Below are 19,366 nucleotides of genomic sequence, written 5' to 3' on the forward strand. Positions count from 1 at the left end.
CATCATGCGCACGCTGTATCCCCCGATCACGCCCTATCGCGAGCACACTCTGCCCGTGAGCACGCTGCACACCCTGCATGTCGAAGAGTGCGGGACGCCCGACGGCATTCCGGTGGTGTATCTGCATGGCGGTCCCGGTGCCGGCATCTCACCCACGCATCGTCGCTTCTTCGACCCGGCGCGGTACCGCATCGTGCTGATCGACCAGCGCGGCAGCGGCCGTTCCACCCCGTTCGGCGAACTGCGCGACAACACCACGCAGGAACTGGTGGCCGATATCGAGAAGGTACGTGAGCACCTCGGTATCGAGCGCTGGCTGGTGTATGGCGGCTCCTGGGGCTCGACGTTGTCGCTGGCGTACGCGCAGGCCCATCCCGCCCGCGCCACCGGCCTCATCGTGCGCGGCGTGTATCTGGGGCGGGACATCGAGAACCAATGGTTTTCCGAGCCGCAGGGCGGTGCGCGCTGGATATTTCCGGAGCGCTGGGACCGCTATGAAGCGCACATTCCCGAAGATGAGCGCGGCAACCTGCTGCAGGCGTACTGGACACGCCTGGACAGCCCGGACCCCGCCATCCGCATTGCTGCCGCAATGGCGTGGCTGGGCTGGGAGGACAATGCTGCGACCCTGCAGCACGAGGTGTCCGCCGAATCCAGCAGCGACCCGATGGATACCCTGGCCAAGGCCCGGATAGAGGCGCATTACTTCCGCAACAGGGCCTTCCTTGAGCCCGGCCAGCTGCTGCGCGATGTGGAGCGGATCCGCCACCTCCCGGCGGTGATCGTACAGGGCCGCTACGACATCATCTGTCCGCCACGCAGCGCGTGGGAACTGGCCAAGGCGTGGCCGGAAGCCAGACTGGAGATGGTGATTGCCGGCCACAGTGCGAACGAAGCGGCCACGACCGACGCGCTGGTGCGCGCGACCGACGACTTCGCCGATCGTTTCGGCCAGCCCGGCTGAATCGCCCCTTCACCGTGCCACGGTGAAGCCGACCGTCGTCAGACCGTCCGAACTGGCCACGAACACTTCGCCGCCATGCAGTGCGGCGATGGCCTTGACGATGGACAACCCCAGCCCGTGATGGCGCTCGCCCCGATACTCACGGGCCTGGTCGACCCGGTAGAAGCGCTCGAACAGCAGGGGCAGATGCTCGGCGGCGATGCCGTTGCCTTCATTCAGCACGGCCACCCGCACGCCCTCGCCTTCGGACTGCAGCTGCACACGCACGTCGCTGCCTGGACGCGCATGCTGCACGGCGTTGTGCAACAGGTTGGTCAGCGCGCGGCGGAACAACGACGGATCGATGCGGGCGGTGGCGTCGCCTTCGACATGCAACGTCAGCTGGGCCTCTTCGAACAGGAATTCCATGAATTCACCGGCGGTGGCGACCTCGTCTGCCAGCTGGACCTGACGCGTTTCCACCGCGATATCGCCCTGGCCGGCCCGCGACAGGAACAACATATCGTTGACGATCGCACGCAGGCGCTCCAGTTCCTCCAGGTTGGACTGCATGACCTCCTGCAGCGCCGCCACATCACGCGGACGGGACAGGGCCACCTGGGTCTGTCCCATCAGATTGGCCAGGGGGGTGCGCAGCTCGTGCGCGACGTCCGCGTTGAACCCGTCCAGCCGCGTGTACGCTGCTTCCAACCGATCCAGCGCGCCGTTGAAGGCCTGCGTGAGGTGGCCCAGTTCGGCCGGCAGTCCCTGCGCGGCCAGGCGCTGCGACAGCCGCTGCGGGCTGAGCGAGCGTGCCTCGTTGGACAGCGCCCGCAGCGGGGCCAGCCCCAGCCGGGCGATCCAGTAGCCGAGCCCGGCCACCAGCAGCACGCCCAGCCCGCCGGCCACCCACAACGCAACGCCGAAGCGCTGCAGCGCCTGCGTATAGGGCTCCGAGTCGATGCCGATCCACAGGTCCACATCCGGTCGCGCACCCTTGCCCGGCACCCGTTCATACAGCGTGCGCAGCGGGTGCCCACCCTCACGCGCCAGCGTGCCCATGCCGTTGTCACCCTTGCCGGGGGCCTGCACCTGCGGCTCTGCCTGGCCGATGCGGAATGTGGGGTTCTCGCTCCATGCCCAGACCAGGGTGTCGCGGTCCCCGGAGATCAGGTTGCCGACCTTCTCGCGCACCTTGTTCCAGCGCTCGGTGCTGTCGCACATCGCGACGCTGCCACTGACCGCGTGCAGCTTGGTCTGCAGTTCCGCATGCTGGTAGCGCACCACCTGCCGCTCGAGCACGCCATAGACGCCCACGCCCAGCAGAGCAAACACCAGCAATGCGGCCAGCGCGAACATCGCCGACAGGCGCTGGGCGATCGACATCCTCATCCCCGCCCACCCTCGTCCTCGCGCACTTCCAGCACGTAGCCCATGCCGCGCACGGTATGCAGCAGCTTGCTCGGGTAAGGGCCGTCGATCTTGCCGCGCAGGCGCTTGATCGCCACTTCGACCACATTGGTATTGCTGTCGAAATTGATGTCCCAGACCTGGGCGGCGATCACCGTCTTGGACAGGATCTGGCCCCGCCGCTGTGCCAGCAGCGCCAGCAGCGCGAACTCCTTGCCGGTCAGGTCCAGCCGCGAGCCATCGCGGTAAGCCCGCCGGGCCAGCAGGTTCACCTGCAGATCGCCCACCTGCAGTTCGGTCGGCTCCTGCTGGCGCCCACGCCGCACGAGGGCCTGCAGCCGCGCCAGCAGTTCGATGAACGAGAACGGCTTGACCAGGTAGTCGTCGGCGCCCTGCCCCAGGCCGTGCACGCGATCATCCACGCGGTCCCGCGCGGTCAGCATGATCACCGGTGTCTGCTTGCTGCGGCGCAGCTCGCGCAGCACGCTGAAGCCATCCATGCCCGGCAGCATCACATCCAGCACGATCACGTCGTAGTCGAACTCGCGCGCCAGATGCAGGCCGGTGACACCGTCTGCAGCCAGATCCACCGCCCAGCCCTGCTCGCCCAGGCCGGTGCGCAGGTAATGGGCGGTCTTGCCTTCATCTTCCACGATCAGCAGTTTCATCCAGGGTCCGCCAGGGCAGCGCCCGCCGCCTCCCTGCGCTCGCGGCGACGCTGCAGGAACAGGCGGTCCAGGGCCAGGTAGATCACCGGGGTACTGTACAGGGTCAACAGCTGGCTGATCAGCAGGCCACCGACCACCGCCACGCCCAGCGGCTGGCGCAGTTCCGAACCCGTACCGAAACCGATCATCAGCGGAATGGCACCGAGCAACGCGGCCAGCGTGGTCATCATGATCGGGCGGAACCGGGTCAGGCAGGCCTCGTGGATCGCCTCCAGCGGCGCCAGCCCGCGGTTGCGCTGTGCGTCGAGGGCGAAGTCGACCATCAGGATGCCGTTCTTCTTGACGATGCCGATCAGCAGCACGATGCCGATCAGCGCCATGATCGAGAAGTCCAGCCCCCACAGCCAGAGCATCAGCACTGCGCCGATGCCGGCCGACGGCAGAGTGGACAGGATGGTCAGCGGGTGCACGAAACTCTCGTACAGCACGCCGAGGATGATGTAGACCGCCAGCAGGGCCGCGAGGATCAGCAGCGGCTGGCTGGCCAGCGACTCCTGGAAGGCCTGTGCCGTGCCCTGGAAGCGGCCGCTGATGCTGGCAGGCATGCCGATCTGCGCCTGCGCCTGCTCCACCAGGCCGACCGCTTCGCCCAGTGAAACGCCGGGGGCCAGATTGAAGGACAGGTTCACCGCCGGCAGCATGCCGTTGTGGCTGATCGACAGCGGACCATTGCCCGGAGGCTGCACCTGGGCCACGGCCGACAGCGGCACCATCTGCCCGGTCAGTGGCGAACGCAGGTGGAAGTAGGACAGCGCATCGACCTGCCCCAGCATGCCCGGCGCGATCTCCAGGATGACCCGGTACTGGTTGGTTTCGGTCTGGAACTCGTTGATCTGGCGCTGGCCGAAGGCATCGTAGAGCACCTGGTCGATGTCGTTGGCGGTCAGGCCGAAGCGCGCCGCAGCCGTGCGGTCGATCTCCAGCCGGGTCACGCTGGCGCCGACCTGCTGGTCATTGGATACGTCGCGCAGCTGCGGCAGGCCCCGCAGCCGCTCGGTCAGCTGCTCGGCCCACTGCGACAGCTCGCGGCTGTCCTGTCCGCGCAGGGCATACTGGTACTGCGTCCGCGCCGGCCCGGCGCCGAGATTGATGTCCTGCGCCGCGCGCATGTACACGGTGATGCCGGGCACGCTGGCCATCTTCGCCCGCACCCGGTCAATGAAGCCGTGCACGTCCACATCGCGGTCGCCGCGGTCCTTCAGCACGAACCAGAAGCGGCCGTTGGACAGCGTCTGGCTGCCGGCAGTGGCACCGACCGCGTGGTTGTAGGCCTGCAGGGCCGGATCATCCGCAACGATGCGCGCGAGCTGCTGGTGCTTGGCCACCATGTCCTCGTAGCCGATGTCCTGCGCCGCCTCGGTGGTGGCGAACACGAAGGCGGTGTCCTGCAGGGGGAAGAAGCCTTTGGGAATCACTATGTACGAGGCCACCGCCACCGCCACGGTCAGGCCGAAGCCCGCCAGCACCAGCCGCTGGCGGCGCAGGGCCCATTGCAGGCTGCGGTCGTAGCCGGCCAGCAGGCGCCCGGCCAGGGTCCGCTCGCTGTCCCGGTGCGCCGGCATGCGCTTCATCAGGTGCGCGGCCATCATCGGTGCCAGGGTCAGCGAGGCGACGATGGAAATCAGGATCGCCACGGTGATGGTCAGCGCGAACTCGGCGAACAGGCGCCCGACCACCCCGCCCATGAACAGCAGCGGGATGAAGGCGGCAATCAACGACAGGCTGATCGAGACCACGGTGAAGCCGATTTCGCCGGCGCCCTTCAGGGCGGCGTCCACCGGACCGAGCCCGGCCTCGCGGTGACGGTGGATGTTCTCCACCACGACGATCGCGTCGTCGACCACGAAGCCGACCGCAACCACCAGTGCCACCAGGGTCAGGTTGTTGAGGCTGAAGCCGGCCACGTACATCGCGGCGAAGGTCGCCACCAGCGCGACCACCAGTACCGCGCCGACGATCAGCGTGGCGGAAAGCTGGCGCAGGAACAGGCCCATCACCAGCACCACCAGCACGATGGTCAGTACCAGGGTGAGCTCCACCTCGTGCAGCGACGCGCGGATGGTGCGCGTACGGTCGTTGAGCACCTCCACATCGACGCTGGCCGGGAGGTTCGCGCTCAGTTCCGGCAAGGCGGCCAGCACCGCATCGGTGGTGCGCACGATGTTCGCGCCGGGCTGCCGGCTGATGATCAGGCCGACCCCAGGCTGGCCGTTCGGCCACGCCTGCACGTAGGCATTCTCGGCGCCGTCGATCACCTGCGCGACATCACCCAGCACCACCGGTGCGCCGTCACGATAGGCAACGACCAGGCGCCGGTAGTCCTGGGCACTGAACAGCTGGTCGTTGGCTTCGAAGGTGGACGTGCGCTGCTCGCCCATCAGTGCACCCTTGGCCTGGTTGAGGCTGGCGTTCTGCGCCACGCCACGCAGGTCGGACAGGGTCAGGCCCATCGCCGCCAGCCGCTCCGGCTGGGCCTGGATGCGGATCGCCGGACGCTGCTGGCCGACGATGCCGACCTCCGAAACGCCGCTGATCTGGCTGATCGAGCGTGCGAGGCGGCTCTCGGCCAGATCGCTCAATTCGGTCATCGACATCTGGGTCGACACCACGCTGAGCACCAGGATGGGACTGTCGGCCGGATTCACCTTGCGCCAGGTCGGCATGTTCGGCAGTTCACTGGGCAGGCGGCCGGCGGCGGCGTTGATCGCCGCCTGCACTTCCTGCGCGGCCGTGTCGATGTTCTTTTCCAGATCGAACTGCAGGGTGATCGAAGTGCTGCCCAGTGCACTGGTCGAGGTCATCTCGATGATGCCGGGCACGCCCGTCAGCTGGGTTTCCAGTGGCGTGGCCACCGCCGAGGCCATGGTCTCGGCGCTGGCACCGGGCAGATTGGCATTGACCCGGATGGTCGGGAACTCAGCCTCCGGCAACGGCGCCACCGGTAGGCGCGGCAATGCTGCCACGCCCAGCAGCACCACCGCCAGGGTCAACAGGGTCGTGGCGACCGGGTGATGAACGAACCAGCTGGACAGCGAGGTGCGCGCGCTCACGGTGCCGCCCCGCGCCGGACCGCTGCAGGCGCCGCGGCGGGTTTGGCCTCGGCCACCACCGTGCCCGGCCGCAGCCGCGACTGTCCATCGCGTACCACCACATCGCCGACCCGCAGCTCACCCTGCACGACCACCTGCCCGCCGTCCTGTTCACCGACCGTGACCGGCAGCGATTCCACGCTGCCATCAGCGACCACGCGGTAGACGAAGCTGCCCTGCACGCCACGCTGGATCGCCGCGGCATCCAGCACCAGCGCGCCCGTGCTCTGGCCGGTGCGCACCCGCACGCTGACCAGCTGTCCGGGCCACAGCTGATCGGACGCATTGCTGAAGCGCGCGCGCAGCCGCACCGTACCGGAGGCCTCGTCCACCTGGTTGTCGATCACCTGCAACGTGCCCTCAGCCAGCAGCTGGCCACCCTCGCGGTCCAGTGCCTGCACCTGTGCGTCGCCTGCGGCGAGCGCCTGTCGCAGCTGCGGCAGCGCGTCCTGCGGCAGCGCGAACACCACCGAGATCGGATCGGTCTGCTGCACGGTCACCAACCCCTGCGTGTCACTGGCGCGCACCAGATTGCCCGGATCCACCTGGCGCAGACCGATGCGGCCGTCCATCGGCGCCACGATGCGCGTATACGAGAGCTGCACCTGCGCTGCGTCCACCGCAGCCTGGTTGCCGCGGCCGGTGGCCTGCAACTGCTGCACGGTGGCGGCCTGCTGCTCCAGCATCTGTCGCGACACCAGCTGGTCGCTGGACAGATGCTGCAGCCGTGACAGATCCGAGCGCGCCGCGTCCAGCGTGGCGCGGTCGCGCACCAGCGCCGCCTGTGCACCGCCCAGACCGGCACGGATGGCGCGATCATCGATACGCGCGAGCAGTTGCCCCTTGCGCACCTTCTGCCCTTCCTCGAACAGCACTTCGGTCAGCACGCCATCCACCTGCGGGCGCAGCACGGTGCTCTGCAGCGACTGCACCGTGCCGACGCCGCTTCGCCAGTGGGGGACATCACGCTGCTCGACGCGCGTGGTGACCACCGGTACCGGTGGCGGTGCCGCGCTGGGCTGTGCGTCGCCGCGGGAAACGCCGTGGAACAACATCGCCAGCAACAGGGCAACCAGCAGTGCCGCTCCCAGCGCGAGGTGGCGGCGGCGCAGCAGCGCAGTGACATCAGGCAATCGCATGGCAGGGGGTCCAATCCGGTGCCCGCGCCGGTCTGCGCAGGCCTGCCGTCATCCTGGGTGGCAACCTCCGGCACCATGCTGTCGCCTGCCTGACAATTCCGTCAGCTTCGACTGCGGCCGCTATACCAAGGTATAGCGACGCTAACCCACGGGCCTCTAGGCCGTGCCCGGCCAGCGGCCGACAATGGCACCACCGCCGGGAAACGCCCCCGGCAGCCCCTTCCCACCTGCACGGAGACGCCGATGGATCCCGACCCTGCCGGGCGCAACGCGCCCCTGCCTGCCTGTTTCCGCCCGTACCGGGCGCCTGGCGGCCGGTCCCTGCCTGCGTGAGTGCGGGGGGGCCGCCAGGCGCACCTGCCTGGAGAGTGCCCCCATGTCCTGCAAGACCCTCTACATCACCCTGCGCCGCCTGATGGGTACGCGCGATGTCACCGCCCTGCGCAGCCAGCTGTGGGTGCATGGCCCAGTGCTGTTTGCCCGTTCGCTGGCGCTGGGCTCGCCACGCGTGGTGGCCGACGTCCTTTCGTTGCTGCCGATCAGCGAGCGCATCAGCGTCCTGCGCCATCTGCCCTACCCCCTCCGCGACGCGATGAAGCCGCTGTGCATCGGCGGCAGCCAGCGCCTTCGCATGCAGCCTTGGTCGCCTGACGTACTGGCCCTGCGCTCCGCCTGAACGGCGACGCGACGCCCTGCCCCCTGCGTGCCGGTCCTGCGCCGGCCCCATCAAGGAGTTCCCCATGAGCCTGCTCAATGCCTGGTTCAACGCTTTCCTGCGCAGCCGGCGCGCCGGCAACCTGTTCCGGCGCCGGGCGATGCCCGAAGCCGGCTTCGGTCCCGGCAACAGCGGGAGCGTACCGTTCAACCTCACCGCCGGACTGGTCACCTTGGCGCAGCTCGATGAAGCGCACCTGCTGAGCAGGCTGGACTCGCACGCCGATGGCCTGGGCCAGCACGAGGCGGACTTACGGCTGGCCGCCCTCGGCCCGAACGAAGTCGATCACGAAAAGCCGCTGCCGTGGTGGCGCCACCTGTGGCAGTGCTACCGCAATCCGTTCAACCTGCTGTTGACCGTGCTGGCAGCGGTCTCCTGGCTGACGGAGGATGCGAAGGCCACGGTGGTGATCGCCGCGATGGTGCTGTTGTCCACCCTGATCCGCTTCGTCCAGGAAGGGCGTTCCAACCGCGCCGCTGAACGGCTGAAGGCACTGGTGGGGAACACGGCGCGTGTACTGCGGCGCACCCCTGGAACGGAAGCGGCAGACCTGGCCGATCAGTACTTCGGTGCGCACCTGCACAGCCGGCGGCCCTCACGGCTGCTGGACCTGCCGATCCGCGAGCTGGTACCCGGCGATCACCTCGTGCTCTCGGCCGGCGACATGATTCCGGCCGACTGCCGGGTGCTGTCGGCCAAGGATCTGTTCGTGGCCCAGGCGGCCATGACCGGGGAATCACTGCCGGTGGAGAAGTTCGCCCATCCGGGCGATGCGCAGGCCGGCCTGCTCGATCAGCACAACCTGCTGTTCATGGGTACCAACGTGGTCTCCGGCACGGCCACCGCGGTGGTACTGGCTACCGGCAACCGCACCTATTTCGGCACTCTGGCCGAGCGCAGCATCGCCAGCGACCGTGCACCCACGGCCTTCCAGGCCGGGGTCAACAGTGTCAGCTGGCTGCTGATCCGCTTCGCCCTGGTGATGGTGCCGTTCGTGCTGCTGGTCAATGGCTGGACCAAGGGTGACTGGACCGAAGCCTTCCTGTTTGCCCTGTCGGTGGCGGTCGGCCTGACCCCGGAAATGCTGCCGATGATCGTCACCTCCACCCTGGCCAAGGGGGCGGTGCTGCTGTCGCGCCGCAAGGTGATCGTCAAGCGCCTGGACGCCATCCAGAACTTCGGTGCCATGGACGTGCTGTGCACCGACAAGACCGGCACGCTCACCCAGGACCGGATCGCCCTGGAACGGCATACCGACGTGTTCGGCCGTGACTCGGAAGACGTGCTGAAGTTCGCCTATCTCAACAGCCACTTCCAGACCGGCCTGATCAATCTGCTGGACCGCGCCGTGCTGGAGCACGTGGAACTGCAGAGCTCGCTGCGCCTGAGCCAGGACTACCGGAAGGTGGACGAGATACCGTTCGACTTCGAGCGCCGCCGCATGTCGGTCGTGGTATCCGAATGCGGGAATCACCATGAGCTGATCTGCAAGGGCGCGGTCGAGGAGATGCTCGCGGTGTGCTCCACCGTGCGCGAGAACGGCCACGACATGCCACTGGACGAACGGCGGCTGGCGCGGGTCCGGCAGACCACCGAGGAACTGAACGAACAGGGCCTGCGGGTGGTGGCGGTGGCGATGAAGGAAACCAGCGCGCAGCAGGCGACCTACACCCAGTCCGACGAATGTGGACTGACCCTGATCGGCTACGTGGCCTTTCTTGATCCGCCCAAGGAATCGGCTGCACAGGCACTGCAGGCACTGGCGATGCATGGCGTCGAGGTCAAGGTGTTCACCGGCGACAACGAACTGGTCACCGCCCGTGTCTGTGCCCAGGTCGGACTCGACGCGGACACGATCCTGACCGGCCCGCAGATCGAACGCATGGGCGATGAAGCGCTGGCACACGCCCTGCAGCACCACCGCGTGTTTGCCCGCCTGACGCCGCTGCACAAGGAACGACTGGTACGCCAGCTGCGCGCGCAGGGCAAGGTGGTCGGCTTTCTCGGCGACGGCATCAACGATGCGCCCGCGCTGCGCGCCGCCGACATCGGCATCAGCGTCGACAGCGCCGTGGACATCGCCAAGGAAGCGGCCGACATCATCCTGCTGGAAAAGAACCTGATGGTGCTGGAGGAAGGCGTGATCCAGGGCCGGCGCACCTTCTGCAACATGCTCAAGTACATCCGCATGACCGCCAGCTCCAACTTCGGCAACGTGTTCTCGGTGCTGGTAGCGTCCGCCTTCCTGCCGTTCCTGCCGATGCTGCCGCTGCAGCTGCTGGTGCAGAACCTGCTGTACGACGTTTCGCAGATTGCCATTCCGTTCGACAATGTGGACGAGGACCTGGTGCGGCAGCCGCTGAAATGGAACCCGGCCGACATCGGCCGCTTCATGGTGTTCTTCGGACCGATCAGCTCGGTCTTCGACCTCAGCTGCTTCGCCCTGATGTGGTATGTGTTCGACGCTCGCACACCCGCCGACCAGGGCCTGTTCCAGTCAGGCTGGTTCGTCGTCGGCCTGCTGACCCAGACCCTGATCGTGCACATGATCCGCACGCCGAAGCTGCCGTTCCTGCAGAGCATCGCCGCGCCACCGCTGCTGCTGATGACGGGACTGATCATGGCCCTGGGCGTGATCCTGCCGATGAGCCCGCTGGCCACCTACTTCAGGCTGCAGGCACTGCCGGCAGGGTACTGGCCGTTCCTGGTGGCGATCCTGTTCGGCTATGCCGCACTGACCACTGCACTGAAGAAGCTCTACATCCGTCGCTACGGCTGGCAGTAGGCGTTGCCGGCCGTGCCTGGGGAGATCCTGATGTCCGCCATCAACCTGAACCTGCCCGCGTTCAACGCCGGCGCCACGCTCGGCTCGCTGCTGAGCCTGTCCACCGCCTTCGTCCTCGGTGCCGCCATCGGCCTGGAGCGCCAGCTGCGCCAACGTACCGCAGGGCTGCGCACCAACACGCTGGTAGCCGTCGGCGCGGCGGTGTTCGTCGACCTGGCTGTCCGTTTCCACGACCTGTACGGCGGGCCGCCGTCGCCGCTGCACGTGGTCGCCTACGTGATCTCCGGTGTCGGCTTCCTGGGCGCGGGCGCGATCATGAAGGAGGGCGCGCAGGTCTCGGGCCTGAACACCGCCGCCACCCTGTGGGGCTCGGCGGCAGTGGGGGCCTGTGCCGGCATCAAGCTGTTGCCGGAGGCGGTGATGGCCACGCTGTTCGTGCTCGCCGCCAACACGCTGCTGCGGCCGGTGGTCAACCGCATCCAGCGGCAGCCCTTGCCGGAGACGTTCAGCGAAGCCGTCTATGCCATCAATGTCGTCTGCCAGCGCGAACAGCAGGCCGAGGTACTGGATCGCCTGCTGCTGTTGCTGGAACAGGCCCAGTACCCCGTGCGCGCGGTGGACCACCATCCCTTCGGCGAGCGCGATGTGGAGATCGAAGCGGTGCTGTATGCCACCACCGCCGACGGCGACGAGCTGGATGCGGTCCTGGCGGCGTTATCCACCACGCCCGGCGTCCTGCAGGGGTTCTGGAATGCCAGCCTGGAGGAGTGACGCGAGATCATCGCGCGCACGTGCAGCGCGGCAGCCGCTGCCATCACGGGCCACACGCCCTGCCGCGGAAGGCAGATCCGGCTTTGCTATCCTTTCCATCCCGCCAGGGAGCTGTCCCGATGCCTTCGCTGTCGTCCCGCCGTCCACTGGTGCTGCTGGCCTTGATCGTCTCCGTAGTGGCGATCTTCCTGCTCGACACGTTGACCGACTACGCGGTGGCAGCCGCCTGCTTCTATGCGGCGGTGATCCTGGCAGCCTCGCGGGTGCTTTCGCCGCGCGGATTGCTGGCCCTGGCCGTGGCCTGTGTCGCCCTGACCGGCCTGAGCTTCGTACTCACGCGTTTCGGCACCTACCGCATCGGTCTGGTCAATTCCGTGATCGGCATGCTGGTGATCGCCATCACCACCTGGCTGGCGCTGAAAATGGAAGCCGCCAAGGCCGCCGTGCAGGAGGCGCAGGCACGCCTGCTGCGGGTCGCCCGCGCGTCCACCGTCGGTGAGCTGACCACGTCCATCGCGCACGAGGTGAACCAGCCGCTGGCGGCCATTGCCAGCAGCGCCGACGCCTGCCAGCGCTGGCTGGCGCAGGAACCGCCGAATGTTGACAAGGCACGGCAGGCGCTGTCACGCATCCTCGCCGACGCGCATCGTGCCGGCGATGTGATCGCCCGCATCCGCGGACTGACCCGGGGTGCGGCACCCCAGCGCGACACCTTCGACTTGAATCAGGCCGTGGAGGAAATGCTTGCGCTGTCGCGCAGCGAACTCGACCAGCATGGGGTGGCCGTGTCCCTGCTGCTGGAGCCGGATCTGCCGCCGGTGCAGGCCGACCGCGTGCAGGTGCAGCAGGTGATCGGCAACCTGATTCTCAATGCCGTCGATGCGATGGAAGGCGTAACGGTGGCCGAACGCCGGCTGTCACTGCTGAGCCGGCGCGACGGGCAACGGATCACCCTGAGCGTGCGCGACCGTGGCATCGGCCTGCCGGCGGAACAGCCGGAGCGCGTGTTCGAGGCATTCTGGACCACGAAGTCGAGCGGCCTCGGCCTGGGCCTGAGCTTGAGCCGCTCCATGATCGAGGCCAATGACGGCCACATCCGCGCGGAACGCGTTGCCGGCGGTGGCGCCTGCTTCGTGTTCGACCTGCCTGTTGCCATCGGGGACCGCCATGCGTAGACCCGCTGCACCGGCCGTCGAGCCGGCGCCCATCGTGTACGTGATCGACGATGATCCCTCGGTGCGCGCGGCGCTGGAGGATCTGCTGGCCTCGATGGGCCTGCAGGTACGGGGCTTCGCGTCCACCCAGGCGTTCCTCGAACAACCGCTGCTGGATGCGCCCGCTTGCCTGGTGCTGGATGTGCGCATGCCGGGCCAGAGCGGCCTGGAATTCCACCGCGGCATGCGCCAGCGTGGCCTGCACCTGCCGGTGGTGTTCATCACCGGCCACGGTGACATCGCGATGGGTGTCAACGCGATCAAGGACGGTGCGATCGAGTTCCTGACCAAGCCCTTCCGCGACCAGGAACTGCTGGATGCGATCCACAAGGGCATCGGCATCGATCGCCAGCGCCGCCGCGAAGGCGACGAACTGGGCGCCCTCCAGCAGCGCTGGGAGTCGATGTCGGCCGGCGAGCGCGACGTGGTGGATGGCGTGGTCCGGGGCCGGCTCAACAAGCAGATCGCTGCGGACCTGGGCGTCAGCGAGATCACGGTGAAGGTGCGCCGCGCCCAGGTGATGCGCAAGATGGGCGCGCGTACGCTGGTCGACCTGGTCCGCCTGTACGACCGGCTGCGGGCCGGGCTCGCCTAGCCTTATGGGAGCCATGAAATCTATGCGGAACGCGACCGACGAGGCCCATGCTAGTTTCTGCGCCTCCTCCCAGCGAACCTTCACGATGCGCTCTCTCCTGCCTGCCCTCGTCCTTGCCGTGGCGGTCCCGCCGGTACACGCAGCAGAGCCGCCCCTGCCCCAGCTGCGGGCCTACACGGTGGATGCTTCATGGCTGCAGCCGATGAGGCCGCTGCAGATCGCCGACCACACCTGGCAGATCGGCACCGAAAACCTGACCGCACTGCTGGTACAGACCGACGACGGCGCGGTGCTGATCGATGGCGGCATGCCGCAGATGGCCGATCACCTGCTGGCCAACCTGCAGCAGCGCGGCGTCGCACCGCAGCAGCTGCGCTGGATCCTGCTCAGCCATGCCCATGCCGACCACGCCGGTGCGGTGGCCGAACTCAAGCGCCGCACCGGCGCGCAGATCGCCAGCAACGCCGAAACGGCCGTCCTGCTGGCGCGCGGGGGCAGCAACGATCTGCACTTCGGCGATGACATCACCTTCCCTCCGACCAATGCCGACCGCATCCTGATGGACGGCGAGGTCGTGTCGCTGGGCGGAATGCACTTCACCGCGCATTTCATGCCGGGTCACACACCGGGCAGCACCGCCTGGACCTGGAACGACACCCGCGATGGCAGGCCGGTACGCATCGCCTATGCGGACAGCCTCAGTGCGCCGGGCTACCGGTTGCAGGGCAATCCCCGCTATCCGCACCTGATCGAGGACTATCGCCGCAGCTTCGCGACCGTGCGCCGCCTGCCCTGCGACGTGCTGTTGACCCCGCACCCTGGCGCCAGCGGCTGGGACTATGCCGCAGGCGCCAAGGCCAGTGCTGCAGCGATGCGCTGCAGCGCCTACGCGGATTCAGCCGAGCGCAGTTTCGAGGCACAGCTGGCCAGGGAGCGCGACAACGCGCACTGAAGCCGTGGCGGCCTGTGAGCCGCCACAGCAGCAGCGACCCTCAGCCGCCCTGGCCGTGGTGGGCGAACGGCTCGGTGCTGCCGTCACCGCGCACCAGTTCCACCGTGTACGGCTGCACATAACCGTCGGGCATCTCCATGCCGGGCGAACCGGCCGGCATGCCCGGCAGCACCAGTCCACGCGCCGCAGGACGCTCCTTCAGCAGCCGCTTGATGTCCTCGGCCGGAACGTGCCCCTCCACCACATAGCCGTCGATCTCGGCGGTATGGCAGGACCCCTTGCCGACCGGCACACCCAGGCGCCGCTTGATCGGGTTCATGTCATCGGTATCCCGCACGTCCACCGCGAAGCCCGCGGCCTGCAGGTGTTCGACCCAGACGCCACAGCAACCGCAGCTGGCGGTCTTGTGGACGATGGCGGTCGGCAGCTGCGCATCGGGGACGGAGGCGGCATCGGCCGCTGCGTGAGCATGGCCCGGCGCCGCGGCCACCTCTTCGGCTGCACGGGCGCAGCCGGCGCCGGACAGAATGCTAGCCAGCAGCAGGCCGAGAGAGAGAGAACGGTTCATCGTGTTGGTTCCTTTGTGCATGCGGGCGAAACGCCCGCGACCCACGCATCGAAGGCGCGGGAAAATCGGGAATGGGACAGGCAGGACAACAGGCGGCTGGCGCCTGCAGGCCATCACACGATGGGAGGTCGCAACGCGTCGGTCAGGGGCGGCGGCACAGGCCGTCGTGCAAGGGCAGCGCGTGGCGCCTCACGCCAGGGTGTGATCGCCACGGCGGAGGAGGTCGCCGGCACGCCGGTACACGCGGGAGGGCACGGACACTCACTGGCTGCGCAGTCGCCCGATGATCGATCGCCGCAGCATCCGGCCCGATCCACGGCCGTCTCATGCGACGCGGCGCAGTACTCCGTGTCGCCCTGTCCACCGTCGCCCGATGCAGCCCGCGCCAGCCCCGGTGCGGTCAGCACCAGGGCAACGAGCAACAGCCAGCGCAGCAGGAGAGCAGCAGCATTCATCGCAGGCATCATAGCCGATGGGCGTGGCAGGCTGGGCCGCCGCCCGACCCTATGCGGTGTCCGCGCTGCCTGTGTCTGCCCGCATGCGTACCGGAATCGACTTCGCCGCAGGCGTGCCGCTGAGGCGATCGTAGTAGTCCAGCGGCAGCAGCGCATTCAACTCAGGGTAGTAGCCCGCCAGCGCGCCCCGTGGCATGGGGTAGTCGAGCACGGTCAGCCCGTCGATGCGACGCCGCACGCCATCTGCGCTGAGCGTCTCCAGGCTGACCCGCGCCTCCTTCTCCAGACCGCGTGCCAGCCGGTCTTCGATGTTCATGAACACCACCCTGCGATCGTTGTATACGCCGCGATAGCGGTCGTTGTAGCTGTAGATGGTGGTGTTGAACTGGTCATGCGAACGCACCGTGGCCAGTCGCAGCATGTCAGGATCATCCACCGGGTCGTCCACATCCAGGCCCGGCATCACAAGGATGTTGGCCTTGCCGTTGGCGGTGGGCCACACCCGGCGGCGCGGTGCAATGTCCAGATGGAAGCCGTGCGGCTGCCGGATGCGCTCATTGAAGCCTGCATAGATCTGCGGGTACACGGCAGCGATCAGGTCACGGATCCGCGCATAGTCATGCCTGCAACCTGCCCAGTCGACCCTGCTGTCCGGCAGCGTCGCCATCGCCATGCGACAGACGATCTCGACCTCCGGCAGCAGCTGGTCGCTGGCCGGCTCAAGAACACCGCGCGATGCGGTCACGTTCGACATCGCATCCTCGATCGTCACGAACTGCTCGCCTGCGGGCGTGACGATACGTTCCGAGCGCGCCACTACCGGCAGGATCAGCGCATCGCGGCCATGCACCAGGTGCCCGCGGTTGAGCTTGGTGGCGATACCCACCGTCAGCTGCAGGCTGCGCATGGCTTCGTAGGCCCGGGGCGTGTCCGGCACGGCATGGATGAAATTGCCGCCCAGCCCGATGAACACTCTGGCGCTGCCGTCGAGCATCGCCTCGATCGACTCGACCACATGGTGCCCGTGCTCCCGCGGCGGATTGAAACCGAACACCTCCTGAAGGCGATCCAGATACGCTGCCGCCGGCTTCTCGTCGATGCCGACGGTACGATCGCCCTGCACGTTGGAATGACCCCGGATCGGGCCGATCCCCGCCCCCGGCTTGCCGAAGTTGCCGCGCAGCATCAGCAGATTGGCGACCTGCTGCAGCAGCCGCGAGCCATACTGGTGCTGGGTCAGGCCCATGCCATAGCAGATCACCGTGGCATTGGAGCGGATGTAGATCTCGGCGCAGCGCCGGATCTGCGCCTCCGAGATGCCGGAGACCCTGACGATGTCGTCCCAGTCCTGCGCCATCACGTCCGCGCGCAAGGCGTCCAGGCCGACCGTATGTTCATCCAGGAACCGATGGTCGAGCACGCGCTGGCCCTGTGCCTCTCGCTCGAACATCACCTTCATCATGCCTTTGATCAGCGCCAGATCACCGCCGATGCGGATATGCACGAATTCGCTGCTGATCTCGGTGGAGCCGAAGGTCGCCATCTGCACCACATCCTGCGGCTCGGCAAACCGGATCAGGGCGCGCTCGGGCATCGGGTTGACCGCCACGATCGGCACGCCGCGCCTGCGCGCCTCGACCAGGTTGCCCATCATCCGCGGCGAATTGGTGCCGGTGTTCTGGCCGATCACGAAGATCGCCTCGGCGTGCTCGAAATCCTCCAGGACGATGGTGCCCTTGCCCACACCGATGGAAGGTGGCAGGCCACGGCTGGTCGGCTCGTGGCACATGTTCGAACAATCGGGGAAGTTGTTGGTGCCGAACTCGCGTACGAAGATCGAATACAGGAACGCCGCCTCGTTCGGCGTGCGGCCCGACGTGTAGAACTCGGCCTGATGCGGGCTGTCCAGTGACCGCAGGTGACGGCCGATGAGTGCGAACGCCTCGTCCCAGCTGCATGGCACATAGTGGTCGGTGGCTGCGTCGTAACGCATCGGCTCGGTCAGCCGCCCCTGCATTTCCAGCCAGTAGTCGGTCCGCTCCATCAGCTCGCTGACGGTATAACGCGCGAACAGCTCGCGATCCGCCCGGAACCGGGTCGCCTCCCAGGCCAGTGCCTTGGCCCCGTTCTCGCAGAACTCCAGTTTCCTGCGCTCGTCGGCATCGGGGAAGGCGCAGCTGGGACATTTGAAGCCAGCGGGCTGGTTCATCGCCAGCAGTGCCCTGGAGCCGTTGCCGATCACGCTCTGCTGCAGCAGAACCCGGGCGGTGGCGCCGGCCGCACCCCAGCCGCCTGCGGGCTGGTTGTAGGGCTTGTAACGGGGTGGCTTCTGCTCGGACATGTTCGAAGACCTGGCGCCAGGAGACGAGACTGCGAAGGGCACGACAGACAGAGTCAAGCACGCCCGGGACCACTTCGCCAGAGCCGCCCCGCATCTCCCAGCGCGCCCTCTTCGGCGCGCCGGTGGCTGCTGCATCGCCACGGACGCACTGCGCTATCCTCCGGGGGGTGGGCGAACGGCCCATGACACGCTCACTCTGTCCGGACACTCTGCATGGCTGACTCGCCCCCGCCGCCCTCTCCGCCTGCCGGCACCGCGCAGCGCACGTTGCAGCGCTGGCGTGAGGGCGGGCTGCAGGTGCAGGCGCAGGCCGACGTGGTCGCCGAAGAGGTGCCGGTAGCGCTGCACTACAACGGCACCGTGTTCGCGGTGATGATGGCCACGCCCTGTGACCTGGAGGACTTTGCGCTCGGTTTCTCGCTCAGCGAGGGCTTGATCACCACGCCGACGCAGCTGCTCTCGATCGATGTGGCGCCGCAGCTGGAAGGCATCGAACTGCGGATGACGGTTGCCGCCGAGGCACCGGGCGCCGGTCTGGATCCGGCCGATGGCCGCCTGCTGCCCGGCCGTGGCGGCTGCGGCCTGTGCGGAACACGGCAGCTCGAGGATGTGCTGCGGCCCCTGCCCCCGGTACGCGAACGACGGACCTACGCGCCGGCGGCCCTGCAGCGGGCACTGGCCACGCTGTCGCAGCACCAGCCGATGAATGCGGCCAGCGGCTCCACCCACGCGGCCGCCTGGGCCGACGCCAACGGGCGCATCGGCTGGGTGCGCGAGGACGTGGGCCGCCACAATGCACTGGACAAGCTGATCGGCGCCCTGCATCACAACGAGCACGCCATCGACGGTGGACTGCTGCTGATTTCCAGCCGGGCCAGCTACGAGATGGTCAGCAAAGCAGTGCGCGCCGGTGCCAGCGTACTGGCCGCCGTGTCCGCGCCAACGGCGTTGGCGATCGATCTGGCGCGCAGCGCAGGGCTGTGCCTGGTCGGCTTCGCCCGCGGCAGTGGATTCAATGTGTACACCCATCCAGAGCGGTTGCGGCCGGAAGACATGCCAACGGCATGAACGCGGCCATGGCGGGACCCGCCATCGTCAGTGGGCAACCCCCATCATCGGCCGGGTGACAACAGGCCCGCAATGCGCTCGGCCACCTGGGCGCGCACCGCGTCGTCCAGCTGTCCTTCGTACATGGCCTCGTAGATCCACAGCCCATCGGCCGCCAACCGTGCCACGAAATTGTCCAGCGCCGCAGGATCAACCACGCCGGCCGGCGGCGGCGATGGCGCCCAGCGCTGCACGGCCGGGCTCCATGGCCGCTCACCGGCCTCCGGGTCCACCGATTCGAGCATGAACATCAGCTCGGCGCGCGTCGCGCTCTGCGCCGACACGCGGACGAAGGTCTGATAGCGCTCGAGCGCCGTGGCCTCGCTGGCACGCTTGCCGAGCAGCGCTTCCATCGACGCCTCCCAGTTGTGCACCAGGTGCTCGTCGATGCCGCGCAGCAGTGCCTCGCGCGACGGGAAGTGATACAGCAGGCCGCCGCGCGTGAGGCCGGCTTCTGCCGCCACCGACTCGAAGGTCACCGCGCGCACACCGTCTCGATTGATCACGTTGACGGCGGCATCGAGGATGCGCTGGCGCTTGCTGGTTCTCATCGC

Annotated in this window: 15 protein-coding genes; 8 read left to right on the forward strand and 7 right to left on the reverse strand. The window is 67.8% G+C overall.

Translation table 11 applies throughout. The features are described from left to right. Positions 1 to 4: 4 nt before the first annotated feature. Positions 5 to 964 (forward strand): prolyl aminopeptidase, encoded by a 960-nt coding sequence (gene pip, locus AC5P5M_RS11740; RefSeq protein ID WP_277380714.1) that lies wholly within the window; start codon positions 5 to 7, stop codon positions 962 to 964. A gap of 9 nt (positions 965 to 973) precedes the next feature. Here pip and AC5P5M_RS11745 read toward each other — a convergent pair whose 3' ends face one another. Genes AC5P5M_RS11745 through AC5P5M_RS11760 form a run of 4 tightly spaced genes read right to left on the reverse strand, consistent with a single transcriptional unit; the run spans position 974 to position 7,309 of the window. Continuing rightward, positions 974 to 2,329 carry a heavy metal sensor histidine kinase gene (locus tag AC5P5M_RS11745; protein WP_227255275.1) on the reverse strand — a complete coding sequence of 452 codons (1,356 nt, stop codon included), beginning with the start codon at positions 2,327 to 2,329 and terminating at the stop codon, positions 974 to 976. Between the two features lie 2 nt (positions 2,330 to 2,331). Beyond that, complete coding sequence (locus AC5P5M_RS11750) at positions 2,332 to 3,021, reverse strand: heavy metal response regulator transcription factor (protein ID WP_053515914.1); 690 nt, start codon at positions 3,019 to 3,021, stop codon at positions 2,332 to 2,334. After that, positions 3,018 to 6,131 carry a multidrug efflux RND transporter permease subunit gene (locus tag AC5P5M_RS11755; RefSeq protein ID WP_111186906.1) on the reverse strand — a complete coding sequence of 1,038 codons (3,114 nt, stop codon included), beginning with the start codon at positions 6,129 to 6,131 and terminating at the stop codon, positions 3,018 to 3,020. Before AC5P5M_RS11755 ends, AC5P5M_RS11750 begins: the two co-directional genes overlap by 4 nt. Then, positions 6,128 to 7,309: an efflux RND transporter periplasmic adaptor subunit gene (locus AC5P5M_RS11760; RefSeq protein ID WP_197600030.1), complete on the reverse strand. Its 1,182-nt coding sequence runs from the start codon at positions 7,307 to 7,309 to the stop codon at positions 6,128 to 6,130. The genes AC5P5M_RS11755 and AC5P5M_RS11760 overlap by 4 nt, the downstream gene beginning before the upstream one ends. Positions 7,310 to 7,685: 376 nt before the next feature. Between AC5P5M_RS11760 and AC5P5M_RS11765 the strand changes: the two genes are divergently transcribed. The 6 genes from AC5P5M_RS11765 to blaL1 all read left to right on the forward strand — a co-directional run bounded on the left by AC5P5M_RS11765 (position 7,686) and on the right by blaL1 (position 14,341). Then, entirely contained in the window at positions 7,686 to 7,985 is a 300-nt protein-coding gene (locus AC5P5M_RS11765; protein WP_065182320.1) for a hypothetical protein, read from the forward strand. Positions 7,986 to 8,049: 64 nt separating this feature from the next. Next, positions 8,050 to 10,809 carry a magnesium-translocating P-type ATPase gene (mgtA, locus tag AC5P5M_RS11770; protein WP_495205922.1) on the forward strand — a complete coding sequence of 920 codons (2,760 nt, stop codon included), beginning with the start codon at positions 8,050 to 8,052 and terminating at the stop codon, positions 10,807 to 10,809. Between the two features lie 30 nt (positions 10,810 to 10,839). After that, a complete protein-coding gene (locus AC5P5M_RS11775; protein WP_065176105.1) occupies positions 10,840 to 11,580 on the forward strand; it encodes an MgtC/SapB family protein in 741 nt (246 codons plus the stop codon). Between the two features lie 119 nt (positions 11,581 to 11,699). Then, a complete protein-coding gene (locus AC5P5M_RS11780) occupies positions 11,700 to 12,755 on the forward strand; it encodes a sensor histidine kinase (protein WP_065176099.1) in 1,056 nt (351 codons plus the stop codon). Next, on the forward strand, positions 12,748 to 13,389 hold the full coding sequence (locus AC5P5M_RS11785) for a response regulator transcription factor (RefSeq protein ID WP_476341396.1): 642 nt from the start codon (positions 12,748 to 12,750) through the stop codon (positions 13,387 to 13,389). Before AC5P5M_RS11780 ends, AC5P5M_RS11785 begins: the two co-directional genes overlap by 8 nt. A gap of 85 nt (positions 13,390 to 13,474) precedes the next feature. Further along, entirely contained in the window at positions 13,475 to 14,341 is an 867-nt protein-coding gene (gene blaL1, locus AC5P5M_RS11790) for a L1 family subclass B3 metallo-beta-lactamase (RefSeq protein WP_481525810.1), read from the forward strand. Positions 14,342 to 14,381: 40 nt separating this feature from the next. Here blaL1 and AC5P5M_RS11795 read toward each other — a convergent pair whose 3' ends face one another. Together AC5P5M_RS11795 and AC5P5M_RS11800 are read right to left on the reverse strand one after the other, a co-directional pair. Further along, complete coding sequence (locus AC5P5M_RS11795) at positions 14,382 to 14,909, reverse strand: DUF411 domain-containing protein (RefSeq protein WP_081358907.1); 528 nt, start codon at positions 14,907 to 14,909, stop codon at positions 14,382 to 14,384. A 504-nt stretch (positions 14,910 to 15,413) separates the two neighbouring features. Continuing rightward, positions 15,414 to 17,705, reverse strand: a complete 2,292-nt coding sequence (locus AC5P5M_RS11800; RefSeq protein WP_180875240.1) for an FdhF/YdeP family oxidoreductase — start codon at positions 17,703 to 17,705, stop codon at positions 15,414 to 15,416. A gap of 213 nt (positions 17,706 to 17,918) precedes the next feature. Between AC5P5M_RS11800 and fdhD the strand changes: the two genes are divergently transcribed. Further along, on the forward strand, positions 17,919 to 18,773 hold the full coding sequence (gene fdhD, locus AC5P5M_RS11805) for a formate dehydrogenase accessory sulfurtransferase FdhD (RefSeq protein ID WP_065182327.1): 855 nt from the start codon (positions 17,919 to 17,921) through the stop codon (positions 18,771 to 18,773). A gap of 44 nt (positions 18,774 to 18,817) precedes the next feature. Here fdhD and AC5P5M_RS11810 read toward each other — a convergent pair whose 3' ends face one another. Then, entirely contained in the window at positions 18,818 to 19,363 is a 546-nt protein-coding gene (locus AC5P5M_RS11810) for a TetR/AcrR family transcriptional regulator (RefSeq protein ID WP_065182328.1), read from the reverse strand. Between the last annotated feature and the right edge of the window lie 3 nt (positions 19,364 to 19,366).

The sequence above is a fragment of the Stenotrophomonas sp. YJH_SMC_106-19 genome (assembly GCF_059368375.1).